This is a genomic window from Leifsonia virtsii, from assembly GCF_030433675.1.
Lineage (GTDB): Bacteria > Actinomycetota > Actinomycetes > Actinomycetales > Microbacteriaceae > Leifsonia > Leifsonia virtsii.
Genome location: NZ_JAROCB010000004.1, coordinates 46,222 through 58,747 on the forward strand (window position 1 = coordinate 46,222; position 12,526 = coordinate 58,747).

The 12,526-nt window shown below is 70.6% G+C and carries 11 protein-coding genes; 7 read left to right on the plus strand and 4 right to left on the minus strand.

Annotation, left to right across the window (positions count from 1 at the left end; genetic code table 11):
* Window position 1: 1 nt before the first annotated feature.
* Window positions 2-1,192 (plus strand): thiolase family protein, encoded by a 1,191-nt coding sequence (locus P5G59_RS14270; RefSeq protein WP_301219662.1) that lies wholly within the window; start codon window positions 2-4, stop codon window positions 1,190-1,192.
* 41 nt (window positions 1,193-1,233) lie between these two features.
* Window positions 1,234-1,995, plus strand: coding sequence for a 3-hydroxyacyl-CoA dehydrogenase (locus P5G59_RS14275; protein ID WP_301219663.1), 762 nt, complete (start codon window positions 1,234-1,236; stop codon window positions 1,993-1,995).
* 27 nt (window positions 1,996-2,022) lie between these two features.
* Here the strand turns inward: P5G59_RS14275 and P5G59_RS14280 are convergent, their stop codons facing one another.
* Window positions 2,023-3,474, minus strand: a complete 1,452-nt coding sequence (locus P5G59_RS14280) for a helix-turn-helix domain-containing protein (RefSeq protein WP_301219664.1) — start codon at window positions 3,472-3,474, stop codon at window positions 2,023-2,025.
* A 114-nt stretch (window positions 3,475-3,588) separates the two neighbouring features.
* Here P5G59_RS14280 and P5G59_RS14285 point away from each other — a divergent pair, with 114 nt between their 5' ends.
* The gene (locus P5G59_RS14285) at window positions 3,589-5,421 is read left to right on the plus strand and encodes a phosphoenolpyruvate carboxykinase (GTP) (protein WP_301219665.1); all 1,833 of its coding nucleotides are present in this window, start codon (window positions 3,589-3,591) and stop codon (window positions 5,419-5,421) included.
* Between the two features lie 109 nt (window positions 5,422-5,530).
* Here the strand turns inward: P5G59_RS14285 and P5G59_RS14290 are convergent, their stop codons facing one another.
* Both P5G59_RS14290 and P5G59_RS14295 read right to left on the minus strand, forming a co-directional pair.
* Complete coding sequence (locus P5G59_RS14290) at window positions 5,531-7,501, minus strand: ABC transporter ATP-binding protein (RefSeq protein ID WP_301219666.1); 1,971 nt, start codon at window positions 7,499-7,501, stop codon at window positions 5,531-5,533.
* A 57-nt stretch (window positions 7,502-7,558) separates the two neighbouring features.
* A complete protein-coding gene (locus tag P5G59_RS14295; protein WP_301219667.1) occupies window positions 7,559-7,774 on the minus strand; it encodes a hypothetical protein in 216 nt (71 codons plus the stop codon).
* Between the two features lie 94 nt (window positions 7,775-7,868).
* On the opposite strand from P5G59_RS14295, the gene P5G59_RS14300 reads away from it, so the two are divergent.
* The 3 genes from P5G59_RS14300 to P5G59_RS14310 are packed head-to-tail and all read left to right on the plus strand — an operon-like array spanning window position 7,869 to window position 10,455.
* Entirely contained in the window at window positions 7,869-8,795 is a 927-nt protein-coding gene (locus tag P5G59_RS14300) for an ABC transporter ATP-binding protein (protein WP_301219668.1), read from the plus strand.
* Window positions 8,792-9,628, plus strand: a complete 837-nt coding sequence (locus tag P5G59_RS14305) for an ABC transporter permease (RefSeq protein WP_301219669.1) — start codon at window positions 8,792-8,794, stop codon at window positions 9,626-9,628. The genes P5G59_RS14300 and P5G59_RS14305 overlap by 4 nt, the downstream gene beginning before the upstream one ends.
* 29 nt (window positions 9,629-9,657) lie before the next feature.
* Complete coding sequence (locus tag P5G59_RS14310; protein ID WP_435871278.1) at window positions 9,658-10,455, plus strand: ABC transporter permease; 798 nt, start codon at window positions 9,658-9,660, stop codon at window positions 10,453-10,455.
* An 80-nt stretch (window positions 10,456-10,535) separates the two neighbouring features.
* Here the strand turns inward: P5G59_RS14310 and P5G59_RS14315 are convergent, their stop codons facing one another.
* Window positions 10,536-11,930: an MFS transporter gene (locus P5G59_RS14315; protein ID WP_301219671.1), complete on the minus strand. Its 1,395-nt coding sequence runs from the start codon at window positions 11,928-11,930 to the stop codon at window positions 10,536-10,538.
* A 167-nt stretch (window positions 11,931-12,097) separates the two neighbouring features.
* On the opposite strand from P5G59_RS14315, the gene P5G59_RS14320 reads away from it, so the two are divergent.
* Complete coding sequence (locus P5G59_RS14320) at window positions 12,098-12,526, plus strand: DUF2269 family protein (protein WP_301219672.1); 429 nt, start codon at window positions 12,098-12,100, stop codon at window positions 12,524-12,526.

The window sequence follows — 12,526 nt, forward strand, 5'->3', positions numbered from 1 at the left end:
CATGAGCCGTGCAGAAGCCGTCATCGTCGACGTCGTCCGCACCCCCTCGGGGCGCGGGAAGCCCGACGGCGAGCTGTCCGACATCCACCCCGCCGACCTGCTCGCCGGAGTGCTCATCGAGCTGGTGAACCGCACCGGCATCGACCCGGCGGTGGTCGACGACGTGATCGGCGGATGCGTCACGCAGTCGGGCGAGCAGGCAGGCAACATCACGCGCACGGCGCTGCTCAGCGCGGGCTTCCCGGAGAGCGTGCCCGCGGTGACGGTCGACCGGCAGTGCGGCTCCAGCCAGCAGGCGGCCGCGTTCGCCGCTCAGGGCGTCATCTCGGGCGCCTACGACGTCGTGATCGCCTGCGGCGTGGAGTCGATGAGCCGCGTCCCGATGGGCTCCAACGTGCAGGGCGCGTCCCTCGGCGGGGAGCTGCTGCGGCAGCGTTACCCGGAGGGGCTGGTGAACCAGGGCGTCGCCGCGGAGCTGATCGCCGACCGGTGGGGCTTCGGCCGCGCTCAGCTCGACGACTACGCGGCCGAGTCGCACGGGCGCGCCGCCTGGGCCGCGGCGAACGGGGCGTTCGAGGGGGAGCTGGTCGGCGTCCCCACCCCCGACTCGGGCAGCGTCGTGGCGGACGAGACGATCCGCCCCGGGACCACCGCGGAGGCCCTCGCGGGCCTGAAGCCGGTATTCCGCACCGACCGGCTCGCGGAGCGGTTCCCCCAGCTGGAGTGGCGCATCACCGCGGGCAACTCGTCGCCGCTCACCGACGGCGCCTCGGCTGCGCTCATCATGAGCGCGGATGCTGCCAAGCGGCTGGGCCTGCGGCCGCGGGCGCGCTTCCACTCCTTCGCCGTCGCCGGCAGCGACCCGCTGTTCATGCTGACCGGCATCCTCCCGGCGACGCGCAAGCTGCTGGAGCGCAGCGGCGTCGGGCTCGACGAGATCGACGCCTACGAGGTCAACGAGGCGTTCGCTCCCGTGCCGCTGCTCTGGCGGCAGGAGTTCGGCGCCGACCCGTCCAAGCTCAATCCGCGCGGCGGCGCGATCGCCCTCGGCCACGCTCTCGGCTCGTCCGGCACACGGCTGCTGGCGACGCTGCTCAACGAGGTCGAGGCGCGCGGCGGCCGCTACGGCCTGCAGACCATGTGCGAGGGCGGAGGCACCGCCAACGCCACCCTCATCGAAGTGCTGCGCTGACCGCGCGGGCACCCCATCCACTCTCGAACAGAAGGAGAACCATGCGACTCGACGGATGCTCGGCGATCGTCACCGGCGGGGCGAGCGGACTCGGCAACGCCACCGCGCGGGCCCTCATCGACGGCGGAGCGCACGTCGTCATTCTCGACCTCCCCAGCTCGGAGGGCGAGAAGGCGGCGACCGCCCTCGGCCCGAACGCCCGGTTCGTCGCCGCCGACGTCACGGACGAGGCGCAGGTGCAGGCCGCCGTCGACACCGCGTCAGGGCTGGCGCCGCTGCGTGTCGTCGTCAACTGCGCGGGCATCGCCACGGCGGAGAAGGTGCTCGGGCGCGACGGGCTCATCCCGCTCGACCACTTCGAGCGCGTCATCCGGGTGAACCTGATCGGCACCTTCAACGTCGTGCGGCTCGCCGCCGCGGCGATCGCGCAGACCGAGCCGGTGGGGGAGGAGCGCGGCGTGATCGTGAACACCGCGTCGGTCGCGGCCTTCGACGGGCAGATCGGGCAGCCGGCCTACTCGGCGTCGAAGGGCGGGGTCGCGGCCATGACGTTGCCGCTCGCACGCGAGTTCGCCCGGTCGCTCATCCGCGTGATGACGATCGCGCCGGGCATCTTCGAGACGCCGATGATGGCGGGCCTGCCGCAGGCGGCGCAGGACTCGCTGGCCGCGCAGGTGCCGCATCCCTCGCGCCTCGGCAAGCCGGCCGAGTACGCCGCCCTGGTGCGCGCGATCGTCGACAACCCCATGCTCAACGGCGAGACCATCCGCCTCGACGGCGCCATCCGCATGCAGCCCAAGTAGCCCCCAGCTGATGGCGTTGGGGCCGGGTCAGGCGCCGGAGTGGGCCTCGAGGAAGGCGTAGACGTCGGCGTCGTCGACCCCCGGGAACGATCCCGACGGCAGCGGCGACAGGATGTGCGCGTGCAGCCGTGCGCTCGGCCACGCCTTGCCCGCCCAGCGCCCGGAGAGGTCCGCCGGCGGCCGCTTGCAGCACGACTCGTCGGGGCAGCGCGACTCGGCCCGCACCGTCGTCTCGCGACCGCGGAACCACTTGGCCTCGTCGAAGGGCACGCCGACGCTGATCGAGAAGCCGCCCTCCGCGGTCGTGCCGGTCTGCGTGGCGCACCAGTACGTGCCGGCCGGGGTGTCGGTGTACTGGTACAGCTCGGTGGTGCGGTTGGTGTGGGTGAACGCGCTGCGGGCGCCCCACTTGCGGCAGACGATCTGCCCCTCGATGGATCCCGTCACATCCGTCGGCAGCGGCAGCCCGTCGTTCTCGTACCCCTTGTAGAGCGCGCCGTCGTCGCCCACCCGGAGGAAGTGCAGCGTCATGTCGAGGTGGCTCGTCGCCAGGTTGGTGAGCCGCAGCGCCGCCGCCTCGTGGGTGACGCCGAACGCGTCGCGGAAGTCCTCGACGGCGAGGTCCTTGTCCTTCTTCGCCTGCTGCAGGAAGCCGACCGCGGCCTCCCGGGGCATCAGGCAGCACGCGGCGAAGTAGTTGATCTCCAGCCGCTGCCGCAGGAAGTCGGCGTACGACTCCGGGCGGGTGTGCCCGAGCAGCCGGTGCGCCATCGCCTGCAGGGCCATCGAGCGCAGGCCGTGGCCGCCCGGGATGGACGCGGGCGGCAGGTAGATCCGGCCGTTCTCCAGGTCGGTGACCGAGCGCGCAGAACGCGGCAGGTCGTTGACGTAGATGAGCTCGAAGCCGAGACGTTCCGCCATCACGCTCACCTCGCGGTGGGTGAGCGCGCCGCGCACATGCCCGGACGCCGTCACCTGCTGCTCCGCGAGCTCCTCGATCTCCGGGATGTAGTTGTTCTGCGCCCGCATCCGCTCGCGCAGCTCGGTGTTGGCGCGCCGGGCCTCCTCGGGCGTCGCGATCGCCTCGCTGGCGCGGCGGCCGAGCTCCCGGTGCAGCCCGACGAGGGCGCGCAGGGTCTCGGTCGGTGTGCCCTTCGTCGGCTTCACCGCCGGAAGTCCCAGCGACGCGTAGAGCGTGCCGCGCTGCGCCCGGGCGAGCTCGATCTCCAGGGCGGCGCGCTCGTCCGGCGGCTCGGACGACAGCAGGTCGGCGGTCGGCACGCCCAGGGCGGACGCGAGCGCGCTGAGCAGGGAGACCCGCGGCTCGCGCTTGCCGTTCTCGATGAGCGAGAGCTGGCTCGCGGCGATGCCTGCGGCGGACCCCAGTTCGTCGAGAGTCATGCCCCGGCCGACCCGGAAGTGACGGATGCGATGGCCCAGGGTGGCGACATCGATGTCGCCCGTACCGACGGTGCTCATGGCTTCACGTTAGCGAAAGAATCCCGATTCTTACAAGGAATTCGGCGGTTCAGGCGCCCTGAACATCCCCGATCCTGGATGCATAGCCGATTCTTTCACTGCAAAGGACCCGATATGAGCATCGCCGAGCTTCCGCTGACCGACACCGTTCCCGCCGGCGGCCTCGACGCCGTCCGCGCCTGGGTCGACGACATCGCCGCCCTCACGCAGCCCGACGAGGTCGTCTGGTGCGACGGCTCGCTCGGCGAGGCCGACCGCCTGACCAAGCAGCTCGTCGCCGAGGGCAAGCTCATCCGCCTCAACCCGGAGTGGCGCCCGAACAGCTTCCTCGCCCGCACCGACCCGGGCGACGTCGCGCGCGTGGAGGACCGCACGTTCATCTGCTCGGAGGACGAGTCGGACGCCGGCCCCACCAACAACTGGCGCGCGCCCGACGCGATGCGGGCCGAGCTCCGGGAGGTCTTCGCCGGCAGCATGCGCGGGCGGACCATGTACGTCGTCCCGTTCTCGATGGGACCGGTCGGCGGCCCGATCTCGCAGGTCGGCATCCAGCTCACCGACTCCGCCTACGTCGCCGTCAGCCTCGGGATGATGACCCGCGTCACGGACATCGTGCTCGACCTGATCGACGCGGGGCAGCCGTGGGTGCCGACCGTGCACAGCGTCGGCTTCCCGCTGGTCGATGCGGACGGGGTCGCCCGCGAGGACGTGCCCTGGCCGTGCAACCCGACCAAGTACATCGTGCAGTTCCCGGAGACGCGCGAGGTGTGGTCGTACGGGTCGGGGTACGGCGGGAACGCCATCCTCGCCAAGAAGTGCTTCGCGCTGCGCATCGCCTCGGTGATGGCGCGCGACGAGGGCTGGCTGGCCGAGCACATGCTGATCATCAAGGTGACCTCGCCGGAGGGGCGCGTGTTCCACTTCGCCGCGGCGTTCCCCTCCGCCTGCGGGAAGACCAACCTCGCGATGCTGGAGCCGAGCATCCCCGGCTGGACGGTCGAGACCATCGGCGACGACATCGCCTGGCTGCGGCAGGGTCCGGACGGCCGGCTGCGGGCGATCAACCCGGAGGCCGGTTTCTTCGGCGTCGCGCCGGGCACGGGCCTCAGCACGAACCGCACGGCGGTGCAGACGCTGTGGGGCAACACGATCTTCACCAACGTGGCACTGCGCGACGACGGCGACGTCTGGTGGGAGGGCCTGACCGACGAGCCGCCCGCCCACCTGGTCGACTGGGAGGGGAACGACTGGACGCCGGAGAGCGGCCGCCCCGCCGCGCATCCGAACTCGCGGTTCACGGTCAGCGCCGCGCAGTGCCCGTCCATCGCCGACGACTGGGACGCGTTCGACGGCGTACCGATCGACGCCATCCTGTTCGGCGGACGCCGGGCGACCAACGTCCCGCTGGTGGCGCAGGCCCGCGACTGGAAGCACGGCGTGTTCATCGGAGCGACCGTCTCCTCGGAGAAGACCGCCGCCGCCGAAGGCGTCGTGGGCGAGCTGCGCCGGGACCCGTTCGCGATGCTGCCGTTCTGCGGCTACAACATGGCCGACCACTGGGCGCACTGGCTGAAGGTCGGCGAGCAGCTGGGCGACAAGGCGCCGGCGATCTTCCAGGTGAACTGGTTCCGCAAGGGCGACGACGGGCGATTCCTCTGGCCGGGCTTCAGCGAGAACGCGCGCGTCATCGAGTGGATCGCGCGCCGCGTCGAGGGGTCCGCCGGCAGCGTCGGGACGCCGATCGGCCGCCTCCCGGTCGTGGAGGAGCTCGATCTCGCGGGTCTCGACCTGCCGGAGGAGGACGTCGAGGCGCTCTTCGAGGTCGACTCCGCGAGCTGGCAGGCCGAGTGCGATCTGACCGAGCAGTTCTTCGACCGTTTCGGCTCCCGCGTCCCGGCCGCCCTCCGCGCCGAGCTCGCCTCCCTCCGCTACCACCTCCGCGCCTGACCCCCACCCTTCTCTCTCTCCCCCCCTGTCGCTTCCTCACTTAATCCGCCGACACACCGCTGCGGGCCGGAATAAGTGAGGAAGCGATAGTGAGGGGAGGGGAGAGGGGTCAGACCAGGAGCTGGTGCTTGGCGAGGTCGCGGTAGAGCGGGGTGGATTCGACGAGCTCGGAATGGGTGCCGGTGCCGACGACGCGGCCGTGGTCGAGCACGACGATCTGGTCGGAGTCCACGACCGTCGACAGGCGGTGCGCGATGACCAGCAGTGTGCGATCCTCGGCGACGGCGTCGATCGCCTCCCGCATCAGCTGCTCGTTGCGACCGTCCAGGCTGGAGGTCGACTCGTCGAGCAGCAGCACCGGCGGCGCCGCGAGCAGCGCGCGGGCGATCGCCAGGCGCTGACGCTCGCCGCCGGAGAGCATGATGCCGTCCTCGCCGACCGGCGCGTCCAGCCCGAGCTCGCTGCGCTCCAGCACCTCCGTGAGGTTCACGGCGTGCAGCACGTCGGTACACTGCGCGTCGGTGGCGTCCGGCGTCGCCAGCGTCAGGTTGTCGCGCAGCGATCCTGCGAGCACGGGCGCATCCTGCTCGACGTAGCCGATCTGCGACCGCAGGGCGACCCGGTCGAGCGACCGCACGTCCATCCCGCCGAACCGCACCTCGCCGGCCTGCGGGTCGTAGAACCGCTCGACCAGCGCCAGGATGGTGGACTTGCCTGCGCCGGACGGCCCGACCAGGGCCGTGCGCTTGCCGCGCGGCACCCGGAAGCTGACCCCGTGGAGCACGCCGCCGTGCGCGAGCGGACCCTCGCCCCCGCCGGTGCCTGCGGCGGCCTCCGCCTCGGCGACCACGTCGGCGCCGGTGAGCGCCTCGAACGCGAGTCGCTCAGGCGTCGGGTCCGCGCTCGCCGTGGCCGCAACGGCGGGCGCCTCCTCCTTCGCCGTCTCCGGGTAGGCGAACCGCACGTCCACGAACTCGATCGCCGGGGCGTCCGGCGCGAGCGACTCGTTCGCAGCCCCCACCGTCAGGGCGAGCGGCGCGATCTCGCGGTCGCGCTGATCCTCGGTCGGCAGGTCGAGGATCTCCTGGATGCGGCCGAGCGCGCCGAGCGCCGAGTTGACGGCCGCGATCGCGCCGAACGCCTGGCCGAGCGGCAGGATCATCATGAACAGGAAGAGGATGAACGACACGAGGCTCGCGATGGTGATCGCGCCGCTCGCAACCCGGAACCCGCCGACGCCGAGCACAACGAGGAACGACACCTGCATCGCGATGCCGGCAACCGGGACGACGAGCGCCGAGATCTTGGCGACGCGGATGCCCATCCTCCAGGCTCCCGTCGCGTCCTCGTCGACCGCGGCGATCTCGCGCTCGGTGGCGTTGGCGGCGCGGATGGTGCGCACCGAGCTGATGGCGCGCTCCACCGCCGCGGCCAGGTCGCCGACCTTGGTCTGCGCCTTCTGGCTCGCGACCCGGATGCGGCCGGACAGCAGCACCACCGTGACGACCGAGATCGCGACGACGAGCACGGTCAGCCCGAGCAGCACCGGGTCGATGATGAGCATCGCGATGAGGGCGCCGATGAACGTCAGCGCCCCGCCGATCGCCTCCACCAGCCCCTGGGTGAGCACCGCGCGCAGCAGCGTCGTGTCGGAGCCGACGCGGGACACCAGGTCACCGGTGCGTCGGGTGTCGAACTCGCTGATCGGCAGGCGCAGCATCCGGCCGACCAGCTTGCGGCGCGACGACAGCACGACGCCCTCGCCGGTGCGCTGCAGCAGGTAGTGCTGGTAGCCGGAGATCAGCCCGGAGATCACGACGAGCGCGACAAGGCCCCACACCAGTCCGCCGAGCGGCTGCTGCGCTCCGACCGCGGAGATCACCTGGCTCACCAGCAGCGGCTGCGCGAGGCTCGCGGCGGCGCCGAGGATGCTGAGCACCACCACGAAGGCGAGCACGCGCTTGTGCTCGAGCAGGTAGGGCAGCAGCTGCGAGAAGCGGGCGCGGGGGCCGGCGTCGTCGGCGGGGCGTCCGAAGCCGCGGCGGCGGCGCGGTGCGGCAGTGGTGGACGTGCTGGACATGGGGGTGCGTTCCGTTCCGGGAGAGGGTGTTCGTGCGGGGCGTCGGGCGGCGCTCCGCTAGCTTCGACCGTACTTCTTGTGGACTGCCTGTTTGCTGACACCGAGGGCCAGGGCGATGAGCTGCCAGGTCGCGTCGGCGTTCCTGGCGCGACGGACGGCGACGGCCTCCACCCGGTCGAGCTCGCGGTGCATGCGGGCGATGGCGCGGAGGGCGACGATCGGGTCGTCCGAGTCGGCGTCGCCGGCGAGGGTGTGGAGGGTCGAGCTGTCCATGCGGTCAACCGTAGTTGACGTCATGGCATTCGTCAACCTGGATTGACGACGCACCCCCGGCGGATGTCACCGGTCGCGGCTACAGTGCTGAACTATGCCGACGCCCGTCATCGCCGCCCGCGACCTGGTCAAGAAGTACAAAGACTTCCCCGCCGTCGACGGCATCAGCTTCGAGGTCGAGCCGGGGGAGTCGTTCGGGCTGCTCGGCCCTAACGGCGCAGGCAAGTCGACCACGATGCGGATGATCGGGGCGGTCTCGACCCGCACGGGAGGCGACCTCAGCATCCTGGGGCTCGATCCCGACCGCTACGGTCCGGAGATCCGCAGCCGCCTCGGTGTCGTGCCGCAGTCCGACAACCTCGACACCGAGCTCCGGGTGCGGGACAACCTCATCGTCTACGGCCGTTACTTCGGTCTGCCCGCGGCCCGCGTCCGCGCGCGCGCCGACGAGCTGCTCGCCTTCGCGCAGCTGGAGGACAAGGCGAAGGCGAAGGTCGACGACCTCTCCGGCGGCATGAAGCGCCGTCTGACGATCGCCCGGGCACTCATCAACGACCCGCGCATCCTGCTGCTCGACGAGCCGACGACCGGCCTCGACCCGCAGGCGCGCCACATCCTCTGGGACCGGCTGTTCCGTCTGAAGGAGCAGGGCACGACCCTCGTGCTGACGACCCACTACATGGATGAGGCCGAGCAGCTGTGCGACCGCCTGGTCGTCGTCGACAAGGGCGCCATCATGGCGGAGGGGTCGCCGGCCGCGCTGATCCGGCGGTACTCCACCCGCGAGGTTCTGGAGGTGCGCTTCGGCTCCGACCGCAACGCGGAGGTCGCGGGGCAGCTCGAGGGCATCGGCGAACGCGTCGAGGTGCTGCCCGACCGCATCCTGGTCTACAGCGACGACGGCGAGGCCGAGCTGGCGCGGATCACCCAGCGCGGGCTCCACCCGCTCACCAGCCTGGTGCGCCGCTCCAGCCTCGAGGACGTCTTCCTCCGGCTGACCGGACGGAGCCTGATCGAATGACCGTCGAGACGCACGAGATGCACGAGGCGCTCGCCGGGGCGCTCCGGCCCCGCCGGTTCGGCGCCTGGTATGTGGCGGAGCACCGCTTCCGCGTGATGCGCTCGTACCTGCAGACGGTGCTCGTCACGGGGTTCGGCAATCCACTGCTCTACCTGCTCGCGATGGGCTTCGGCCTGGGGAGCCTGGTCAGCGCCAACCTCGGCCCGCACGCGGTCGACGGGGTGAGCTACCTCGTGTTCGTCGCGCCCGCGCTGCTCTGCACCGCCGCCGTGACGGTGGCGAGCGAGGAGTTCACCTACCCGGTCATGCTCGGGTTCAAGTGGAACCCCACGTTCTTCGGCATCAACGCGTCGCCGATCTCGCCCGGTCAGATCATCGACGGGGTGGTGATCGCGGTCGTCGCGCGGCTGCTCGGAACGTCGGTGGTCTACTTCGCGTTCATGCTGCTGTTCGGCGCCGTGCCGAGTCCGTGGGGGTGGCTGAGCATCCTCGTCGGGACGCTCGGCGGCCTGGCTTTCGGCGCCCCGATCATGGCGTACGTCGCCACCCTGGAGCAGGACACCGGGCAGATCGCGATGCTCATGCGCTTCGTGCTGCTGCCGATGACGCTGTTCTCGGGCACCTTCTTCCCGCTCGCGAGCATGCCGTCCTACCTGCAGTGGATCGGCTGGATCTCGCCGCTGTGGCACTCCACCGAGCTCTCGCGCGTCTTCACCTACGGGATGAGCGAACCGCCCTGGCTGTCGGTCGTGCACGTGCTCTACCTGGCCGTGCTCTTCGTCGTGTTCTGGCAGTGGTCGCGGCGCATCGCGGGGAAGCGGCTGAACAAGTGACCGCCACCGACGAGCTCCTGACCGCGGAGATGCCGCGCTCCCGGCCGCTGCGCGCCCTCTACGCCGGCAACGCGCGCTCGGTGATGCACCGAGGCTGGTCGGCGACCCGGAGCACCAACTGGCTGGTGATCGTCTCCGGCTTCTTCGAGCCGATCTTCTACCTGCTGTCGCTCGGCTTCGGCTTCGGCAACCTGGTCGGCGACGTGCAGACCGCCTCCGGTCAGACCGTGCCTTACGCCGCCTTCGTGGCCCCCGCGCTGCTCGCGACGGCCGCGATGAACGGGGCCGTCTACGACTCGACGTGGAACGTCTTCTTCAAGATGCACTTCGCGAAGCTGTACGAGGGGATGCTGGCCACCTCGCTCGGTCCGCTCGACGTCGCCCTCGGCGAGATCCTGCTGGCCCTGCTCCGCGGTGCGCTCTACGCGCTCGGCTTCATGCTGGTGATGCAGGCGCTGGGGCTCAACCTGTCGTGGTGGGCGCTGCTCGCCCTGCCTGCCGTGCTGCTGATCGCCTTCGGGTTCGCGAGCTTCGGGATGGGCATCACGAGCTACATGAAGACCTTCCAGCAGATGGACTGGATCAACTTCATCCTGCTGCCCATGTTCCTGCTGTCGGCCACGTTCTACCCCATCACCGTCTACCCGGAGCCCTTGCAGGTCGTCATCAAGGCGCTGCCGCTGTGGCAGGGCGTCGAGCTCGTCCGCGGCCTCACCACGGGCCAGGTCGATCTCGGGATGCTGTGGCACGTGCTGTACTTCGTCGTGATGATCGTGCTCGGCCTCATCCTGACCACCCGGCGGCTGCGCGCCCTGTTTCTCGACTGAGCAGGCGCCCCGCCGAGTGGTGACTCGTCGTCGCCATCGGGCGCGGATTGCGACATCATGTCACCACTCGGCGGTGCGGATCAGCTGACGTTGTCGGTGAAGTCCACGTCGCGGGTCTCCTTCGAGAGCAGGAGCGCGATCAGGGTGAGCACGCCCGCGAGCGACAGGTAGACGCCGACCCAGAAGGTGCTGCCGTGGCCGAGCGTCCAGAGCCAGACCGCGATGGTCGGGGCGACGGCCGCGCCGAGGACGCTGGACAGGTTGTAGGCGACGGCGGATCCGGTGTAGCGGACGTTCGTCGGGAACAGCTCGGGCAGCTCGGCGCCCATCGGGCCGAAGGTGAGGCCCATCAGGGTGAAGCCGATGATGAGCAGCGCCATGGTGCCGACCGTTCCGCCGGCGAACAGCGGCACGAACAGCAGGCCGAAGACGATGATGCCGATGGTCACCCAGATGAGCGTCTTCCGCCGGCCGAAGCGCTCGGCCAGGGGGCCGGCGACCAGGGTGAAGACGCCGAAGAACACCACGCCCACGATGAGCATGATCAGGAAGTCGTTGCGGCTGAAGCCGAGCCCGGGCACGAACGTCGCCGCCGAGAACGTCTTCCCCGCCTTCTCCGCGGCGGCCTGCGCCTGGGCGGGGGTCGCGGCGGTGGTGCCGTAGGTCAGGGTGAACGCGGTCATCAGGTAGAAGAGCACGTAGGTGGCGAGCATGATGAACGTGCCGAGCACGATCTGCCGCCAGCTGGTGCGGAAGACGCGCGCGAGCGGCAGCTTGGCGACCTCGCCCGTGTCGACCACCTTCTGGAAGGCCGGCGTCTCGACGAGCTTCAGACGCACGTACAGGCCGACGATGACGAGCACGGCGCTCAACAGGAACGGGATACGCCAGCCCCAGGCCGCGAAGGCCTCCGGCGCGATGGTCAGGCTCAGGATGAGGAAGAGCACGTTCGCGACGATGAAGCCGATCGGCGCGCCCAGCTGCGGGAAGGTGCCGTAGATGGCGCGCTTGCCCGCCGGGGCGTTCTCGGTCGCGAGCAGCGCCGCGCCGCTCCACTCGCCGCCGAGCCCGAGGCCCTGGCAGAAGCGCATGACGACCAGCAGGAACGGCGCCCAGAACTCCCAGCCCGGCACCTGCGCCGTGGGCAGGCAGCCGATCAGCACCGTGGCGATGCCCATCGTGAGGAGCGAGCCGACCAGGGTGCCCTTGCGACCGATCCGGTCACCGAAGTGGCCGAACAGGATCGAGCCGACCGGCCGCGCGATGAACGCGACGCCGAACACGGCGAAGGACGAGAGGAGGGCCGTGGTCGGGTCCTCGCTGGTGAAGAAGAGCGCGGGGAAGACCAGGACGGCGGCGGTCGCGTAGACGTAGAAGTCGTAGAACTCGATCGACGTGCCGATGAGGCTGGCGAGGATGACGCGTCCGCGGGTGTTCGCGCGGGCGGGGGTGATGACGGGGGCCGTCGTAGACATGCGTGTGGAGAGCTTCCGGAAGTAGCGAGAGAGGTCGCACGGCGTGCGCGGCGTCGGTCGGGCGGAAGCGCGCGGGGCGGAGAGGTCGGAAAGCGCTTGTGGCGCACCTTCTACCCTATGCGTGTGCGGGGAGGACGCCGAATCCGCGCGATCGGTAGCCTGGTGGCATGGAAACGCTCTTCGCCGTACTGCATGTCGTCACCGCCGTCTTCATCGTCGGTCCGATGGCCATCCTCCCCATGACGGCGATGCGCGCCGTCCGCGCGGGCGACGCCCGCCAGGTCGAGACGCTCGCCAAGTCGACGAACCTGCTGTCGCTGCTCTCGCTGCTCGTCGTGCTGTTCGGGTTCGGCGTGATGGGGCTGGCCGACAAGAAGTACGAGCTGAGCGTGACGACGCCGTGGATCCTGTGGTCGCTCATCCTGTACGTGGTCGCGCTCGCGCTGACGCTGTTCGTGGTGGTGCCGACCATGCGCCGGGCGGCCGAGGCGCTGCGCGACGGGACGGCGTCCCGCTACCCGGCGATCGCCGCGGGCTCGGGCGTCGCCAGCTTGCTCCTGCTGGCCGTCGTCGTGCTGATGGTCTGGAAGCCGTGA

Bases quoted from the DNA above. Each gene is read 5' to 3' on its own strand.
- P5G59_RS14270 (WP_301219662.1), top strand. From the start codon at position 2: ATGAGCCGTGCAGAAGCCGTCATCGTCGACGTCGTCCGCACCCCCTCG.
- P5G59_RS14275 (WP_301219663.1), top strand. From the start codon at position 1,234: ATGCGACTCGACGGATGCTCGGCGATCGTCACCGGCGGGGCGAGCGGA.
- P5G59_RS14280 (WP_301219664.1), bottom strand. From the start codon at position 3,474: ATGAGCACCGTCGGTACGGGCGACATCGATGTCGCCACCCTGGGCCAT.
- P5G59_RS14285 (WP_301219665.1), top strand. From the start codon at position 3,589: ATGAGCATCGCCGAGCTTCCGCTGACCGACACCGTTCCCGCCGGCGGC.
- P5G59_RS14290 (WP_301219666.1), bottom strand. From the start codon at position 7,501: ATGTCCAGCACGTCCACCACTGCCGCACCGCGCCGCCGCCGCGGCTTC.
- P5G59_RS14295 (WP_301219667.1), bottom strand. From the start codon at position 7,774: ATGGACAGCTCGACCCTCCACACCCTCGCCGGCGACGCCGACTCGGAC.
- P5G59_RS14300 (WP_301219668.1), top strand. From the start codon at position 7,869: ATGCCGACGCCCGTCATCGCCGCCCGCGACCTGGTCAAGAAGTACAAA.
- P5G59_RS14305 (WP_301219669.1), top strand. From the start codon at position 8,792: ATGACCGTCGAGACGCACGAGATGCACGAGGCGCTCGCCGGGGCGCTC.
- P5G59_RS14310 (WP_435871278.1), top strand. From the start codon at position 9,658: ATGCCGCGCTCCCGGCCGCTGCGCGCCCTCTACGCCGGCAACGCGCGC.
- P5G59_RS14315 (WP_301219671.1), bottom strand. From the start codon at position 11,930: ATGTCTACGACGGCCCCCGTCATCACCCCCGCCCGCGCGAACACCCGC.
- P5G59_RS14320 (WP_301219672.1), top strand. From the start codon at position 12,098: ATGGAAACGCTCTTCGCCGTACTGCATGTCGTCACCGCCGTCTTCATC.